Here is a 17,423-nt window from a genome sequence, read left to right as displayed (position 1 = left end):
GAGATAGCGGGTCAAGATCAGACGCTCTGGCAGACCAATGCTGCGGGCGTCTCAATTGTCATATCATCATTAGGCATTGGTCGATTAAGTGTCTTATTTTTTGCAGGATTGCTATCCGATCGTTTTGGCCGACGTCCTTTTATCATCATGGGGATATGCTGCTATCTGATGTTCTTTTTTGGCATTCTGCATGCAAATAACATTATCATCGCGTATGTATTTGGTTTTCTCGCCGGTATGGCAAATAGTTTTCTTGATGCAGGCACCTACCCCAGCCTGATGGAAGCTTTTCCTCGCTCGCCTGGCACAGCCAATATTTTAATTAAAGCCTTTGTCTCCAGCGGACAATTTTTATTGCCGCTAATTATCAGCCTGTTAGTGTGGGCTGAACTGTGGTTCGGTTGGTCTTTTATGATTGCCGCAGCAATTATGATCGTTAACGGTCTGTTTTTATATCGCTGTACCTTTCCACCACATCCGGGACGTCGCTTACCTGAAGTAAAGAAACCCACCACCGCCGCGAAGCATCGTTGCTCAATTATCGATTTAGCCAGCTATACCTTATATGGCTATATCTCAATGGCAACCTTTTATCTGGTAAGTCAGTGGCTGGCACAATACGGACAATTTGTCGCCGGTATGTCTTACACAATGTCGATCAAATTACTCAGTATCTATACCGTAGGGTCGCTACTTTGTGTATTTATTACCGCGCCACTCATTAGCAAAGCGGTTCGTTCAACAACATTGTTGATGCTGTACACTTTTATCTCATTTATCGCCCTGCTCACCGTCTGCCTGCATCCCACATTTTATGTGGTGATAATATTTGCTTTTGTCATCGGTTTTACCTCCGCAGGTGGTGTTGTACAAATTGGCCTGACGTTAATGGCGGAACGTTTTCCCCATGCCAAAGGAAAAGCAACGGGGATCTATTACAGTGCGGGCAGCATTGCAACATTTACCATTCCGTTGATTACGGCTCATCTTTCGCAAAGAAGTATTGCCGATATTATGTGGTTCGATACCGCCATCGCTGCTATCGGCTTTTTACTGGCGCTGTTTATTGGCGTACGCAGTCGAAAAGAAGCACAACATCCATCATTAACGGAAAATGTCGCTACTGGTGCGTAATGCAATATTCTTATAAGGTCATGCAAGATATTACGGATAAATTATTCTTCCTGCGCTAATTAAGGAAAATCGCGATCAAAAACAAACTATTACATGCAATATTCCTGGAAACATAAACTTTATGCCATGTACCCAGAAAAAATCATCTTCAGTATAGTGATTATGAAAACCGTCGAAATACAACACGGACGGTAACAAAATTATCTTTCAGCAAGGAGCTGTGAAAATGTCTCAAAATAAGGCTTTCAGCACGCCATTTATCCTGGCTGTCCTTTGTGTATACTTCAGCTATTTCCTACATGGCATTAGTGTTATTACGCTTGCACAAAACATGTCATCTCTGGCAGAAAAGTTTTCTACCGATAACGCCGGTATCGCCTATTTAATTTCTGGTATCGGTCTGGGCCGTCTGATAAGTATTTTATTCTTCGGTGTAATCTCCGATAAATTTGGTCGACGAGCAGTAATATTCATGGCCGTTGCCATGTATATGCTGTTTTTCTTTGGTATTCCGGCCTGCCCAAGTTTAGCTCTCGCTTACGGTCTGGCAGTGTGCGTTGGTATCGCCAACTCAGCCCTGGATACCGGTGGATATCCGGCGTTGATGGAATGCTTCCCGAAAGCCTCGGGGTCAGCCGTAATATTGGTTAAGGCGATGATATCGTTCGGGCAAATGCTCTATCCGATGCTGGTGAGTTATATGCTGTTGAATAACATCTGGTACGGTTATGGGCTGATTATTCCAGGCATCGTATTTGTGCTGATCACGCTGATGCTATTGAAAAGTAAATTCCCAGGCCAGTTGGTGGATGCCAGCGTAGCTGGTGAACTACCGCAAATGAACAGTAAGCCGTTAGTCTGGCTGGAAGGTGTTTCATCGGTGTTGTTCGGTGTTGCCGCATTCTCGACCTTTTATGTAATTGTGGTGTGGATGCCCAAATATGCGATGGCGTTTGCCGGTATGTCGGAAGCTGAGGCATTAAAAACCATCTCTTATTACAGTATGGGTTCGCTGGTCTGTGTCTTTATTTTTGCCGCACTATTGAAAAAAATGGTGCGTCCCATCTGGGCTAACGTGTTTAACTCAGCACTGGCAACGGTAACCGCCGCTATCATTTATCTGTACCCTTCTCCACTGGTGTGTAATGCAGGGGCTTTTGTCATCGGTTTCTCTGCTGCTGGCGGTATTTTACAGCTTGGCGTTTCAGTCATGTCCGAGTTTTTTCCAAAAAGCAAAGCCAAAGTCACCAGTATTTATATGATGATGGGTGGTCTGGCCAACTTTGTTATTCCGTTGATTACCGGTTATCTGTCGAATATCGGCCTGCAATACATCATCGTTCTCGATTTTACTTTCGCGCTTCTGGCCCTGATTACCGCAATTATTGTTTTCATCCGCTATTACCGCGTTTTCATTATTCCTGAAAATGATGTCCGGTTTGGCGAACGCAATCTCAGCACCCCGGTTAAACACAATTAAGCAAAGAAATTAGAGGAGTTAATTATGGATGTTACCGCTAAATACGAATTGATTGGCCTGATGGCCTATCCTATCCGCCACAGTTTATCGCCTGAAATGCAAAACAAAGCCTTAGAAAAAGCGGGATTGCCATTTACCTATATGGCCTTTGAAGTGGATAACGATAGCTTTGCCGGAGCAATTGAAGGCTTAAAAGCCTTAAAAATGCGCGGAACCGGTGTGTCGATGCCTAACAAACAACTGGCGTGTGAATATGTTGATGAATTAACACCAGCGGCCAAACTGGTTGGCGCTATCAATACCATCGTCAATGATGACGGCTACCTGCGCGGCTATAACACCGACGGCACGGGCCATATTCGCGCCATTAAAGAGAGCGGTTTTGATATCAAAGGCAAAACGATGGTGCTGCTAGGTGCCGGTGGTGCCTCAACGGCGATTGGCGCGCAAGGCGCGATTGAAGGTTTAAAAGAGATTAAAATCTTCAACCGTCGGGATGAATTCTTCGATAAAGCCCTCGCCTTCGCACAACGGGTCAACGAAAACACCGATTGTGTCGTCACCGTGACCGATCTCGCCGATCAGCAAGCCTTTGCTGAAGCCCTGGCTTCCGCCGACATTTTAACCAACGGCACAAAAGTGGGTATGAAGCCTCTTGAAAATGAATCATTAGTTAACGATATCAGTTTGTTACATCCAGGACTGCTGGTCACTGAATGCGTGTATAACCCGCATATGACGAAGTTATTGCAGCAGGCGCAACAAGCAGGTTGCAAAACGATTGATGGATACGGCATGTTGTTGTGGCAAGGGGCTGAACAGTTCACGTTATGGACTGGCAAAGATTTCCCTCTGGAATACGTTAAACAGGTCATGGGGTTCGGCGCCTGACAGGCTGACCGCGTGCAGAAAGGGTAAAAAATGAAAACCGTAACTGTAAAAGATCTCGTCATTGGTACGGGCGCACCAAAAATCATCGTCTCGCTGATGGCGAAAGATATCGCCAGCGTGAAATCCGAAGCTCTCGCCTATCGTGAAGCGGACTTTGATATTCTTGAATGGCGTGTGGACCACTTTGCCGACCTCTCCAGCGTGGAGTCTGTCATGGCCGCGGCAAAAATCCTCCGTGAGGTAATGCCAGAAAAACCGCTGCTGTTTACCTTCCGTAGCGCTAAAGAAGGCGGCGAGCAGGCGATTTCTACTGAGGCTTATATTGCACTCAATCGCGCAGCCATCGACAGCGGTCTGGTCGATATGATCGATCTGGAGTTATTTACCGGCGACGATCAGGTTAAAGAAACCGTCGCCTATGCACATGCGCATGATGTGAAGGTTGTCATGTCCAACCATGACTTCCACAAAACGCCGGAAGCCGAAGAGATTATTGCCCGTTTGCGTAAAATGCAGTCCTTCGACGCTGATATTCCTAAAATTGCGTTGATGCCGCAAAGCACCAGTGATGTCCTGACGTTGCTTGCCGCTACCCTGGAGATGCAGGAGCAGTATGCCGATCGTCCAATCATCACGATGTCGATGGCAAAAACTGGCGTAATTTCCCGTTTGGCTGGTGAAGTATTTGGTTCAGCCGCAACGTTTGGTGCAGTAAAAAAAGCCTCTGCGCCTGGGCAAATATCGGTGAATGATTTGCGCACAGTATTAACTATTTTGCACCAGGCGTAATAAATAACGTACCGGCGGGAGTAACCTTCCCCGCCGTATTAAAAAAATATTTTTAAAGAGTATTTGATAAAAATATTCTGTGGGTATCTGTGCGCTATTTTTAATGCTTGCGCAGAGAAATCCACACCTGAATCAGGAAAAAATAATGAAACCTGTAAAACCACCTCGTATTAATGGACGAGTGCCGGTCCTGTCGGCACAGGAAGCGGTAAGTTATATTCCCGACGAAGCAACACTTTGTGTATTAGGTGCAGGTGGCGGTATTCTGGAAGCCACCACATTAATTACCGCTCTTGCTGACAAATATAAACAAACCCAGACACCGCGTAATTTAGCGATTATTAGTCCAACAGGGCTTGGCGATCGCGCCGATCGTGGTATTAGTCCGCTGGCGCAAGAAGGTCTGGTGAAATGGGCATTATGCGGCCATTGGGGACAATCACCGCGTATTTCTGAACTCGCAGAACAAAATAAAATTGTTGCCTATAACTATCCACAAGGTGTGCTCACTCAAACATTGCGCGCTGCTGCTGCCCACCAGCCAGGAATTATTAGCGATATTGGTATCGGAACGTTTGTCGACCCTCGCCAACAAGGCGGCAAACTGAATGAAGTGACTACAGAAGACCTGATTAAACTGGTCGAGTTTGATAATAAAGAATATCTCTATTACAAAGCGATCGCGCCAGATATTGCTTTTATTCGCGCTACAACCTGCGACAGCGAAGGCTACGCAACCTTTGAAGATGAAGTGATGTATCTCGACGCATTGGTTATTGCCCAGGCGGTGCACAATAACGGCGGTATCGTGATGATGCAGGTGCAGAAGATGGTTAAGAAAGCCACGCTGCATCCTAAAGCTGTCCGTATTCCAGGTTATCTTATCGATATTGTGGTGGTCGATCCGGACCAAACCCAACTGTATGGCGGTGCGCCAGTTAATCGTTTTATTTCTGGTGACTTCACACTGGATGACAGTACCCAACTTAGCTTGCCTCTTAATCAGCGTAAATTAGTCGCGCGGCGCGCATTGTTTGAAATGCGCAAAGGTGCAGTGGGTAATGTCGGTGTCGGTATTGCCGACGGTATTGGTCTGGTCGCCCGGGAAGAAGGTTGTGCTGATGACTTTATTCTGACGGTGGAAACAGGCCCAATTGGCGGTATTACTTCGCAAGGTATCGCCTTTGGCGCGAACGTGAATACCCGCGCCATTCTGGATATGACTTCCCAGTTCGATTTTTACCACGGCGGTGGTCTGGATGTCTGTTATTTGAGTTTTGCCGAAGTCGACCAGCACGGTAACGTCGGGGTGCATAAATTCAATGGCAAAATCATGGGTACAGGTGGATTTATTGATATCAGTGCCACCTCGAAGAAAATCATTTTCTGCGGCACGTTAACTGCGGGCAGTTTAAAAACAGAAATTGCCGATGGTAAATTAAATATCGTTCAGGAAGGACGGGTAAATAAATTTATCCGTGAACTACCGGAAATTACTTTTAGCGGAAAAATTGCGCTAGAACGGGGACTGGATGTTCGTTACATCACCGAACGCGCTGTATTCACCCTGAAAGAAGACGGCCTGCATTTAATCGAAATTGCCCCTGGCGTCGATTTGCAAAAAGATATTCTCGACAAAATGGATTTCACCCCAGTTATTTCACCAGAACTGAGAATGATGGACGAAAGATTATTTATCGATGCGGCGATGGGTTTTGTCCTGCCTGAAGCGGCTCATTAACAGGAGTATCACGATGGATTTTTCTTTAACTGAAGAACAAGAACTGCTGCTGGCCAGTATTCGCGAACTGATTACGACTAACTTTCCGGAAGAGTATTTCCGCACCTGCGATCAAAACGGTACATATCCGCGTGAGTTTATGCGGGCGCTGGCAGATAACGGCATTTCTATGCTTGGCGTGCCGGAAGAGTTCGGCGGCATCCCTGCGGATTACGTCACCCAGATGCTGGCGCTGATGGAAGTGTCAAAATGCGGTGCTCCGGCGTTTTTGATTACCAACGGTCAGTGTATTCACAGCATGCGCCGTTTTGGTTCTGAGGAGCAGCTACGTAAAACGGCAGAAAGCACCCTGGAAACCGGCGACCCCGCCTATGCCCTGGCGTTGACGGAACCAGGCGCTGGCTCAGATAACAACAGCGCCACCACCACTTACACGCGTAAAAATGGCAAGGTTTACATCAACGGACAGAAAACCTTCATCACTGGCGCGAAAGAGTACCCGTATATGCTGGTGTTGGCGCGCGATCCGGAACCGAAAGATCCGAAAAAAGCCTTCACCCTGTGGTGGGTTGAGTCCAGTAAGCCCGGCATTAAGATCAATCCGCTGCATAAAATCGGCTGGCATATGCTTAGCACCTGCGAAGTTTATCTCGACAACGTGGAAGTTGAAGAGAGCGACATGGTAGGCGAAGAAGGAATGGGTTTCCTCAATGTGATGTACAACTTTGAGATGGAGCGCCTGATCAACGCCGCGCGCAGCACTGGCTTTGCCGAATGCGCATTCGAAGATGCCGCCCGCTATGCTAACCAGCGTATCGCTTTTGGTAAGCCAATTGGTCATAACCAGATGATCCAGGAAAAACTGGCGCTGATGGCGATTAAGATCGACAACATGCGCAACATGGTGTTGAAAGTGGCATGGCAAGCCGATCAGCATCAGTCACTGCGCACCAGCGCGGCGCTGGCAAAACTGTACTGCGCACGCACTGCAATGGAAGTCATTGATGATGCAATTCAAATCATGGGCGGGTTGGGCTACACCGATGAGGCACGCGTCTCCCGCTTCTGGCGTGATGTCCGCTGTGAACGGATTGGCGGTGGTACTGACGAGATTATGATTTACGTTGCAGGTCGGCAGATCCTGAAAGATTACCAGAATAAATAATCTTCAGGCGGCGCAGCTTCTGACAAAAACTGCGCCGTCAGATTTATCCGGCAAGACTTACAGGTTCAGAAAATTCAGATAAGATTTCTTGTTCAGCAAAACAATTTTTAAATTGTTTGCGGTAATCACTGGGAGAACAGCCAACATGGCGCAAAAACAGTTTGGCAAAATGATCGACATTTTCATAACCCACGCGCCAGGAGATTTCTGCCTGCGACAAATCGGTATTGGTCAGCAACCATTTCGCTTCCGTCATACGCCGTTGAATGACGTAGTTAATGGGAGAAATTCGATACTCTTTAGTAAATTCATGACAAATATAACTGACGCTGGCACGAAATTTCTTCGATAACTGTTCTAAAGTGATTTTTTCGCGGTAATTATTATTAAGATAAAAGAGAATATCTTTTATCAGGACATCTTTTTTAATATACCCCTGCTCCGAACGATAGGCATTTTTAAAGTTTTCGTAATAGAGAATCGCTAACGTATAGGAAAATGCATCCCACACTGAAGATGTGTTGCCATTTTTACTTTGCGGTAAAATCACACTTAATTCATTAAAAAGCGTTTTGATGACCTCTTTTCCCTGCCCTGCGGCAATTACCGGACAAGAATGCGGTTGCAGTAACTGATTTTCTTCTGCGCCCTGAAACTGAAAACCGTAAAGCGCACAGGTACAAGTCGTTGCCGGGTCGTTAGCATCTGAGGCCACCGCGTGCAGTCTGCCACGCTCTATCACCACAATGTCATCGGCATGTGCCACATAGAGCGAAGAATCAATGGTAAACCTTGCCACCCCTTTCTTAACATAAATCAGCTCGGTTTCATTATCATGAACGTGATGTCCCGACTCCCATTTAGGATCGTCACTAAACGCAAAGCGCGAAAGTCGTGGCGTTTTACCGGCGACAAACAGCGTTTCGCTGGCATTATCAAAACAGCGTTGATACATGACAACCTCCCTATTCCATGAGCAAGTAAAAACAATATATGCCGGATAAAATACGGCGTGTATTGCGGTTATACAACCGCATTTAGCGAGAGCTAAACAAGATTATTTACATTGAATGCAAGATAGTACGTAAACGATGGCATAATATTGCCACTTATTGTGCTTTTGTTTTAACGATCTCATTTTTTTTGCAAGATTGTTTGCAAGGAAAACAGATTGCTCCGTCGAAAACCCCGCCCTGCTATCGCACACTATTTTCAGACCATTTTTACCTTCCATCGGAGATGGTTCCGTATGCGACCCACAGGAGAAATCATGAAAATAATAACCTGCTTTAAGCTGGTGCCTGAAGAACAGGACATTGTTGTCACTCCCGAGTACACCCTCAATTTCGACAATGCCGATGCCAAAATTAGCCAGTTCGATCTCAATGCCATTGAAGCCGCAAGCCAGCTTGCAACGGATGATGATGAGATAGCCGCGCTGACCGTTGGCGGTTCATTGTTGCAGAACTCAAAAGTGCGTAAAGACGTGTTATCCCGCGGACCGCACTGTCTGTACATGGTGCAGGATGCCCAGCTTGAGCATGCACTGCCTCTCGATACCGCAAAGGCGCTGGCGGCAGCAGTTGAAAAAATCGGCTTCGATTTACTGATCTTTGGTGAAGGTTCCGGCGATCTTTATGCCCAGCAGGTTGGCTTGCTGGTCGGAGAAATTCTGCAACTTCCGGTGATTAATGCTGTGAGTGCTATTCAGCGTCAGGGCAATACACTGGTGATTGAACGCACGCTTGAAGATGAAGTTGAAGTGATCGAACTCTCTGTTCCAGCCGTGCTGTGCGTCACGTCAGATATTAACGTGCCACGCATTCCATCGATGAAAGCCATTCTCGGCGCGGGCAAAAAAACGGTACATCCGTGGCAGGCGAGTGATATCGGCTGGAGCCAGGCCACGCCGCTTGCTGAACTGATCGGCGTTCGCGTACCGCCGCAAACAGAACGCAAACACATCATTCTCGATAACGATTCGCCGGAAGCCATTGCCGAGCTGGCGGAACATCTGAAGAAAGCCCTGAACTAAAGCCTACGGAGAAGAAACGATGAGTCAATTAAACAACGTCTGGGTCTTTAGCGATAATCCTGAACGTTATGCCGAACTGTTTGGCGGCGCGCAGCAATGGGGCCAACAGGTGTATGCCATTGTACAAAATACCGACCAGGCACAGGCCGTTATGCCTTATGGTCCAAAATGTATTTATGTTCTTGAGCAAAACGATGCACTGCAACGCACTGAAAATTACGCTGAAAGCATTGCTGTCCTGCTGAAAGATAAACACCCCTCTATGTTGCTGCTGGCCGCGACAAAACGCGGTAAAGCGCTGGCTGCACGGTTAAGTGTGCAACTGAATGCGGCGCTAGTGAACGATGCCACTGCGGTTGATGTGGTCGATGGTCACGTTTGCGCCGAGCACCGTATGTATGGCGGGCTCGCGTTCGCCCAGGAAAAGATCAATAGCCCGCTGGCGATCATTACCCTTGCGCCCGGTGTTCAGGAACCTTGCACCAGTGACGCCTCGCATCAGTGTCCGATTGAAACTGTGCCTTACGTTGCTCCGCGTCATGAAATTCTTAGTCGCGAACGCCGTGCGAAAGCGGCAAGCAGCGTGGACCTGAGCAAAGCAAAACGCGTGGTCGGCGTCGGTCGTGGTCTGGCAGCACAGGATGACCTGAAAATGGTCCACGAACTGGCAGCGGCACTCAATGCTGAAGTCGGTTGTTCACGCCCGATTGCCGAAGGCGAGAACTGGATGGAGCGTGAACGTTATATCGGTGTCTCCGGCGTGTTGCTGAAATCCGACCTCTACCTGACGCTGGGGATCTCCGGGCAGATCCAACATATGGTTGGCGGCAATGGCGCAAAAGTGATTGTCGCCATCAATAAAGATAAAAATGCGCCAATCTTCAACTATGCCGACTACGGTCTGGTGGGCGATATCTACAAAGTCGTCCCTGCCCTGATTAGCCAGTTGAGTCGCTAATTCCCTTTCAACTACATCTCCCGCTGTAAACGCAGCGGGAAGGGAGCATAACGCATGTCGGATGACAAATTTGATGCCATTGTGGTCGGTGCGGGCGTTGCCGGTAGCGTTGCCGCACTGGTCATGGCGCGAGCCGGACTGGATGTCCTGGTGATAGAACGCGGCGACAGTGCCGGATGCAAAAATATGACCGGCGGGCGTCTTTATGCCCACACGCTTGAAGCGATCATTCCAGGCTTTGCTGCATCAGCGCCGGTAGAACGCAAAGTCACACGCGAGAAAATCTCCTTCTTAACCGAAGAGAGCGCCGTTACCCTCGATTTTCACCGCGAGCAGCCAGATGTTCCGCAACACGCTTCTTATACCGTATTGCGCAATCGTCTCGACCCGTGGTTGATGGAACAAGCCGAACAGGCGGGTGCGCAGTTTATCCCAGGCGTTCGCGTCGATGCGCTGGTTCGTGAAGGTAACAAGGTCACTGGCGTCCAGGCCGGGGATGATATTCTCGAAGCCAATGTGGTGATTCTGGCTGATGGCGTTAATTCAATGCTTGGTCGTTCGCTGGGAATGGTTCCCGCCTCCGATCCGCATCATTACGCTGTTGGCGTTAAAGAAGTCATTGGCCTCACGCCGGAGCAAATCAACGATCGCTTTAACGTCACTGACGATGAAGGTGCCGCCTGGCTGTTTGCCGGTTCCCCTTCTGACGGTCTGATGGGCGGCGGATTCATCTACACCAATCACGATTCCGTATCGTTGGGTCTGGTTTGTGGATTGGGTGATATCGCCCATGCGCAAAAAAGCGTGCCGCAAATGCTGGAGGATTTTAAACAGCACCCCGCCATTCGCCCACTGATTAGCGGTGGCAAACTGCTTGAATATTCCGCGCATATGGTGCCGGAAGGCGGTCTGGCAATGGTGCCGCAACTGGTTAACGATGGTGTGATGATCGTCGGTGACGCCGCAGGCTTCTGCCTCAATCTGGGCTTTACGGTTCGCGGAATGGATTTAGCCATCGCATCGGCCCAGGCGGCTGCCACAACGGTGATTGCCGCCAAAGAACGCGCGGATTTCTCCACCAGCAGCCTAGCGCAATACAAGCACGAGCTGGAACAAAGCTGTGTTATGCGCGATATGCAGCATTTTCGCAAGATCCCGGCGCTGATGGAAAACCCGCGCCTGTTTAGTCAGTATCCGCGCATGGTCGCCGATATCATGAACGATATGTTCACTATTGACGGCAAACCAAACCAGCCGGTACGAAAAATGATTCTCGGACATGCGAAGAAAATCGGGCTGATTAATCTGCTGAAAGATGGCATTAAGGGAGCAACCGCGCTATGAGCCAGAACGCTACGGTCAACGTTGACGTCAAATTAGGCGTCAACAAATTCCATGTTGATGAGGGCCACCCACATATCATTCTGGCGGCAAATCCCGACATCAATGAATTTCAAAAATTAATGAAAGCCTGCCCTGCCGGACTGTATAAGCAGGATGACGCGGGAAACATTCATTTTGATTCCGCCGGTTGTCTGGAGTGCGGCACCTGCCGGGTGCTGTGTGGCAACACTATTCTCGAACAATGGCAATACCCCGCAGGCACCTTCGGTATTGATTTCCGTTACGGCTAATTACGCTTCCCACAGGCCCGCACCTCGGGCCTGACGTTCTGTTTCGAGAGTTCAAAATGAAAGTGACATTAACGTTTAACGCGCAGCGTCGTGCAGCCTATCGACAACAAGGATTGTGGGGCGATGCTTCGCTGGCCGACTACTGGCGGCAGACTGCATGCGCGATGCCAGACAAAATAGCCGTTGTCGATAATCATGGCGAATCGTACACCTATAGCGCACTCGATCACGCTGCGAACTGTCTGGCAAGCTGGTTACTGGCTAACGGTATTGAATCGGGCGATCGTATCGCTTTTCAATTGCCTGGCTGGTGTGAATTTACCGTTATCTATCTTGCCTGCCTGAAAATCGGTGCAGTTTCCGTGCCGTTGTTGCCTTCCTGGCGAGAAGCTGAACTGGTGTGGGTGCTCAATAAGTGTCAGGCAAAAATGTTTTTTGCACCGACATTGTTTAAACAAACGCGTCCGGTAGATTTAATCCTGCCACTGCAAAATCAGCTTCCACAACTACAACAGATCGTCGGCGTGGATAAGCTGGCCCCCGCCACCTCGTCTCTCTCGTTAAGTCAGATTATTGCCGACAATCCCCCGCTGGCCGTCGCAACATCGGTCCACGGCGATGAATTAGCGGCGGTGCTATTTACCTCCGGAACTGAGGGCATGCCAAAGGGCGTGATGCTAACGCATAATAATATTCTCGCCAGCGAGCGGGCTTATTGCGCGCGGCTGAATCTGACCTGGCTGGATGTCTTTATGATGCCTGCACCACTCGGTCACGCGACGGGGTTTCTGCATGGTGTAACAGCGCCGTTTTTGATTGGCGCCCGCAGCGTGTTATTAGATATTTTTACCCCGGAAGCCTGTCTCTCGCTGCTTGAGCAACAACGTTGTACCTGTATGCTCGGCGCAACGCCGTTTGTTTATGACCTTTTGAATCTACTTGAGAAACAGCCTGCCGTCCTTTCTGCGCTGCGTTTCTTTCTTTGCGGCGGCACCACGATCCCCAAAAAAGTGGCGCGTGAATGCCAGCAACGCGGCATTAAATTATTAAGCGTTTATGGTTCCACGGAAAGCTCGCCACATGCAGTGGTGAATATCGACGATCCTTTGTCGCGCTTTATGCACACCGATGGTTACGCTGCCGCTGGGGTGGAAATTAAAGTGGTCGATGATGCACGCAAGACCTTACCGCCAGGTTGCGAAGGTGAAGAGGCTTCGCGTGGCCCTAATGTGTTTATGGGTTATTTTGATGAACCTGAATTAACCGCCCGTGCGCTGGATGAAGAGGGCTGGTATTACAGTGGCGATCTCTGCCGCATGGATGAGGCTGGCTATATAAAAATTACCGGACGCAAGAAAGATATTATTGTTCGCGGCGGCGAAAATATTAGCAGCCGTGAAGTGGAAGATATTTTATTGCAGCATCCTAAAATTCACGATGCCTGTGTGGTTGCGATGCCCGATGAACGTTTAGGTGAACGTTCATGCGCTTATGTCGTGCTGAAAGCGCCGCATCATTCATTATCGCTGGAAGATGTAGTGGCATTTTTTAGCCGTAAACGGGTCGCGAAATATAAATACCCTGAACATATCGTGGTGATCGAAAAACTGCCGCGCACGGCCTCCGGTAAAATACAAAAATTTTTGTTACGCAAAGATATTCTTCAACGGTTGGAACAAACATGCGTTGAGGCATAATTCATAAATAATAAAGCACCTTATACGCAAGGTGCTTTATTCAACCCCGATTAACCACGTCCGACATATGGCATATTATTTGCCATAATCGTTATTTCCAGCACATTCGTGGTTACTGGCAACTGGGCCATCATCTGAATGGCTGCTGCAACATCAGCAACATTCATCATATCTTCCGCTTTAATAGCGCCATCTGCCTGATAAACGCCCTTACGCATCCGATTCGATAATGTCGTTTCCGCATTGCCGATATTAATTTGCCCGCAAGCGATATTAAATTTGCGACAATCCAGGGAAATGGCCTTGGTCAACCCGGTAACAGCATGTTTCGACGCCGTGTATGCCGCAGTATAAAGGCGCGGTGTCAGTGCGGAAATCGACGCATTGTTAATAATGCGTCCTCCCATTGGCTGCTGCGCTTTCATGATTTTAATCGCTTCTTTCGAACACAAAAATGTCGAGTGAATATTGGCGTTAAACACGCGTGTCCACTCAGTAAACTCAACCTCTTCAATACTTTTTGCCGGACTATTATTGCCCGCATTATTGAACAAGAGATCCAGTCGACCAAAACGAACCTTAATCTCGGCAAATAGTGCAACGACAGCAGACTCATCCGTGACATCAGCAACCAGAGGAATAAAGCGTTCCTTGGCTAAACCTTGTGCACATTGCTGTAAGGTTTCTTCGTTACGCGCGGCAACAATAACAGTATATCCAATGTCATAGAGTGCCTTTGCTGCCGCGTAGCCGATACCTTTACTTCCCCCTGTCACCAGGGCAATTTTTGTCATAGCCAGCTCCGCCTATAATAAACTCATGTCGATTTTCACGACTGTTTTTTTGATTTTCTCCACGTTATCGACTTTATAACATGCCCGATGTACCTCTTCCGGGAAGACCACCAAAAACTGTCCTGGTGTCAACGTGATTATCCGATCATTAATATGTTCATCAGCATAAAAAATAACGTCACGGTCGCCCAGGTGGCTTTCTACAACCGAGTTTTCTCCATCATCAAAATCCACACAAATCCGCTCTTCTCCGGCAATTAAGAAATGGACATCAAGATATTTACGATGAACTTCTGGTCGGCATTCATGTAGTGGTTTAGTCATCGGTTCAACCACGGTATAAAATATTGAGTCATCCTGAATAAAAACCTTTTCCCCCACAGGAACACTATTCAGCTCATGCTGTGAAAGATACTCAATGACACGAGCAATGACAGGATGAAATGTCCGCTTTTGTTGTTCACTAAGATACGCGATATCACCATAAATCATATTTCCCGCCTTATTGAGTAACAGGGGTAATAACTGGCTGTCCGCTAAAGAAAGCCTGTAAGTTATCAAAAACCAAATCTGCCATTGCATTAAACGTTTCGCTCGTACCACTGGCGATATGTGGCGTCAGGACAACGTTATCCAGCGACATTAATTGTTCTGGCACATGTGGTTCGTTGGCATAAACGTCCAGTGCCGCACCAGCAATGATGTTATTTTGCAGAGCATCAATCAGATCGGTTTCGTTCACCACTGATCCCCGGGAAATACTGATCAAATGTCCGGTTTTCCCCAGAGCCTGCAGCACAGTTTTGTCGATAACGCCGCGTGTACTTACCCCGCCTGGCAGCGTCAGAACGAGGAAGTCCACCGCTTGCGCCAGAGAAACCAGCGAATCATGCGCCGTCCATTCAGGTTTGTTATGCGGTTTTGGGTCGAAATAGTGAATTTCCATTTCAAATGCTGCTGCACGGCGGGCTACAGCATTACCAATGTTCCCCAGACCAACAATTCCGCAACGTTTACCACTCACTTTCGTCGCCATCGGGAAACGCCCTTCGTTTGGCCAACGACCGTCACGAACATAACGATCGGCAATGTTAATACGTCGGGCAACATTGAGTAACAACGCCATGCCAATGTCTGCAACACAGTCATTAAGCACGCCAGGGGTGTTGGTGACGATAACGCCATGCTCCCTGGCTGCCACGATATCAATAGGGTCATAGCCCACACCATTGCTGGCAATAATCTTCAGATTCGGAAATTTTTCAATTAGCGCCCGAGAAGCTCCCATTACCGGATTACCACTGGTCACCAGCGCCTTAATATCCGGCGCGATCTGCGTGTAAAAAGCGTCTGCGTCGGTCAGTTCCCACAGGCGATATGCGGTGAAGGTAGATTCAACTTTAGCCATTAAGCGGTCGCTTAATTTGCCGACGATCGCCACCTGAATATCTTTTAAGTTCATACACTATTCCTTGATTGATGTTTGCCGCAGGCCACTTACCATAGGCCAAGAATTTTCCACCACACCGCCCCCAGTCCGAACCAGATGACAATGTTCAACAACATGACGATAAAGCCCAGCCGCCACCATTCTCGTTGCGAGACATAGCCAGCGCCGTAATAGATGACTGCGGGTCCGTTGCCATAATGCGAAATGCCGCTCATCAGGTTAGTGACGAACGCCAGTGACAGAGCAGCCATCATCGGCGGCGCGCCTGCAGCAACCGAGACGCTGCCAAAAGCGGCATACATCGCCACTACATGCGGCGTACTTCCGGCAAAGAAATAGTGGGAATAGCAGTAAACTATCAGCAAAACCGTCAGTGTTATTTCCCAGGGAATGCCGGTGAACAGAGCCGAGGTTGTGACGGCGAACCATTTGAACAGGCCAAGCTGATTGAGCTTATCTGCCATACAAATCATGACGCCCAGCCAGACCAGAATGTCCCAGGCCCCCTTCTCTGACTGCACATCCTGCCAGGTGATAATCCGGGTCATCAACATTAAACAGACGCCGGAAAGCGCGACAGCGGTCGCATCCAGACCAGTCCATTTCGATGTACTCCAGGCCAATAATGAAAGCAGGAAAATGCCAATCGTCACGCGCTCATCTCGGGTTACCGGCCCCATTTTGATAAGTTCTTCCTGTGCCAACGCTTTGGCTTCTGGCGTCTTTTTGATCTCTGGCGGGTAGAGTTTGTAAATGACCAACGGCATAGTGATAAAAGCGATAATGCCCGGCACCAGTGCGCTTAGCGTCCACATCCCCCATGAGATATCGACAAATAAGGTGCTGGCCGCCAGAGATACAATGAGTGCATTTGGCGCGCTGGCCGTCATAAACATCGAGGATGAGAGACAGTTGGAATGGAACACCGTTTGCATCAGATAAGCGCCAATTTTACGCGGCCCTTGATCCGGTTCAGATCCAAAGCTGTTAGAGACACTGCGAACAATCGGGAACAAAATTCCCCCTGCTCGCGCTGTGTTTGATGGCGTTGCGGGCGCGATAATCATATCGCTTAGCGCCAATGTATAACCCAGACGTAACGAGCTGCCGCCAAATCCGCGAATCAGCAAATAGGCGATACGCCGCCCCAACCCCGTTTTGATGAATCCTTTCGCGTACAGGAATGCGGCGACAATAAGCCATACCGTGGTGCTGCTGAAACCTTTTAAGGCTTCGCTGGTTTTCATCATGCCGGTCAGCATAATAAAACTGATGGCTATTAACGCGATAGCACCTACCGGCAACGGTTGCAGAATAAACGCCACCACAGTGGTGATGAATATGGCCAGAATGTGCCAGGTTAAGGGTGTTAATCCGTCAGGGACGGGGGAAAACCATATAGCGAGTGCGACAATCGCACAAATCAGGACTTTCAAATAGCAACTCATATGCAATCCCTGTAGCTGTTTCCCTCCGCTCGCGGAGGGAATTTATCCTGTTTTCTGTACAGCCAGACAAATCAGAAAATCGGTTTTAGTTCGAATAAATTCTCTGAATTACATAATCTGCGCTTATGTCTGAATAACGGTGCGGTAATTTTTCATATCCATATCCCTTTTTATGCTGTGGTTGAAGACAGTATAAAAACGGGACTC

General features: G+C 48.4%; 15 protein-coding genes and 1 pseudogene. 11 read left to right on the top strand and 5 right to left on the bottom strand.

Annotated features, from left to right (window positions below):
• From FEK46_RS21575 to FEK46_RS21550, 6 genes and pseudogenes are all read left to right on the top strand, one after another.
• The coding region (locus tag FEK46_RS21575; protein ID WP_171021379.1) for an MFS transporter at window positions 1-1,134 on the top strand (1,134 nt) is incomplete at its 5' end.
• 226 nt (window positions 1,135-1,360) lie between these two features.
• Window positions 1,361-2,627 (top strand): annotated as a pseudogene (locus FEK46_RS21570) (MFS transporter).
• A gap of 11 nt (window positions 2,628-2,638) precedes the next feature.
• Window positions 2,639-3,505: a quinate/shikimate dehydrogenase gene (ydiB, locus tag FEK46_RS21565; RefSeq protein ID WP_130208246.1), complete on the top strand. Its 867-nt coding sequence runs from the start codon at window positions 2,639-2,641 to the stop codon at window positions 3,503-3,505.
• A gap of 30 nt (window positions 3,506-3,535) precedes the next feature.
• On the top strand, window positions 3,536-4,294 hold the full coding sequence (aroD, locus tag FEK46_RS21560) for a type I 3-dehydroquinate dehydratase (RefSeq protein ID WP_130218927.1): 759 nt from the start codon (window positions 3,536-3,538) through the stop codon (window positions 4,292-4,294).
• Window positions 4,295-4,439: 145 nt separating this feature from the next.
• On the top strand, window positions 4,440-6,035 hold the full coding sequence (locus FEK46_RS21555) for an acyl CoA:acetate/3-ketoacid CoA transferase (RefSeq protein ID WP_135406824.1): 1,596 nt from the start codon (window positions 4,440-4,442) through the stop codon (window positions 6,033-6,035).
• A gap of 13 nt (window positions 6,036-6,048) precedes the next feature.
• Window positions 6,049-7,200 carry an acyl-CoA dehydrogenase gene (locus FEK46_RS21550; protein ID WP_000347861.1) on the top strand — a complete coding sequence of 384 codons (1,152 nt, stop codon included), beginning with the start codon at window positions 6,049-6,051 and terminating at the stop codon, window positions 7,198-7,200.
• 43 nt (window positions 7,201-7,243) lie between these two features.
• Here FEK46_RS21550 and FEK46_RS21545 read toward each other — a convergent pair whose 3' ends face one another.
• On the bottom strand, window positions 7,244-8,155 hold the full coding sequence (locus FEK46_RS21545; protein WP_130208252.1) for an AraC family transcriptional regulator: 912 nt from the start codon (window positions 8,153-8,155) through the stop codon (window positions 7,244-7,246).
• A gap of 315 nt (window positions 8,156-8,470) precedes the next feature.
• Between FEK46_RS21545 and FEK46_RS21540 the strand changes: the two genes are divergently transcribed.
• The 5 genes from FEK46_RS21540 to fadK are packed head-to-tail and all read left to right on the top strand — an operon-like array spanning window position 8,471 to window position 13,524.
• A complete protein-coding gene (locus FEK46_RS21540) occupies window positions 8,471-9,235 on the top strand; it encodes an electron transfer flavoprotein (RefSeq protein WP_135406828.1) in 765 nt (254 codons plus the stop codon).
• Between the two features lie 19 nt (window positions 9,236-9,254).
• Window positions 9,255-10,193, top strand: a complete 939-nt coding sequence (locus tag FEK46_RS21535; RefSeq protein ID WP_130208256.1) for an electron transfer flavoprotein subunit alpha — start codon at window positions 9,255-9,257, stop codon at window positions 10,191-10,193.
• Between the two features lie 54 nt (window positions 10,194-10,247).
• Window positions 10,248-11,537 carry an FAD-dependent oxidoreductase gene (locus FEK46_RS21530; protein WP_135559529.1) on the top strand — a complete coding sequence of 430 codons (1,290 nt, stop codon included), beginning with the start codon at window positions 10,248-10,250 and terminating at the stop codon, window positions 11,535-11,537.
• Window positions 11,534-11,827 (top strand): ferredoxin family protein, encoded by a 294-nt coding sequence (locus FEK46_RS21525; protein ID WP_000081086.1) that lies wholly within the window; start codon window positions 11,534-11,536, stop codon window positions 11,825-11,827. Before FEK46_RS21530 ends, FEK46_RS21525 begins: the two co-directional genes overlap by 4 nt.
• A gap of 56 nt (window positions 11,828-11,883) precedes the next feature.
• Window positions 11,884-13,524 carry a medium-chain fatty-acid--CoA ligase gene (fadK, locus tag FEK46_RS21520; RefSeq protein WP_135559528.1) on the top strand — a complete coding sequence of 547 codons (1,641 nt, stop codon included), beginning with the start codon at window positions 11,884-11,886 and terminating at the stop codon, window positions 13,522-13,524.
• 50 nt (window positions 13,525-13,574) lie between these two features.
• Here fadK and FEK46_RS21515 read toward each other — a convergent pair whose 3' ends face one another.
• Genes FEK46_RS21515 through FEK46_RS21500 form a run of 4 tightly spaced genes read right to left on the bottom strand, consistent with a single transcriptional unit; the run spans window position 13,575 to window position 17,216 of the window.
• The gene (locus tag FEK46_RS21515; protein WP_130218913.1) at window positions 13,575-14,318 is read right to left on the bottom strand and encodes an SDR family oxidoreductase; all 744 of its coding nucleotides are present in this window, start codon (window positions 14,316-14,318) and stop codon (window positions 13,575-13,577) included.
• A 12-nt stretch (window positions 14,319-14,330) separates the two neighbouring features.
• A complete protein-coding gene (locus FEK46_RS21510) occupies window positions 14,331-14,810 on the bottom strand; it encodes a YhcH/YjgK/YiaL family protein (RefSeq protein WP_135559527.1) in 480 nt (159 codons plus the stop codon).
• Window positions 14,811-14,820: 10 nt separating this feature from the next.
• On the bottom strand, window positions 14,821-15,780 hold the full coding sequence (locus tag FEK46_RS21505) for a 2-hydroxyacid dehydrogenase (protein ID WP_130208266.1): 960 nt from the start codon (window positions 15,778-15,780) through the stop codon (window positions 14,821-14,823).
• 35 nt (window positions 15,781-15,815) lie between these two features.
• Window positions 15,816-17,216 carry an anion permease gene (locus tag FEK46_RS21500; protein WP_001278076.1) on the bottom strand — a complete coding sequence of 467 codons (1,401 nt, stop codon included), beginning with the start codon at window positions 17,214-17,216 and terminating at the stop codon, window positions 15,816-15,818.
• Window positions 17,217-17,423 lie beyond the last annotated feature (207 nt).

The sequence above is a fragment of the Escherichia sp. E4736 genome, assembly GCF_005781225.1.
Classification (GTDB): domain Bacteria; phylum Pseudomonadota; class Gammaproteobacteria; order Enterobacterales; family Enterobacteriaceae; genus Escherichia.
Note: the sequence above shows the minus strand (reverse complement) of the source record. Positions and strands in the feature narration are given on the sequence as shown.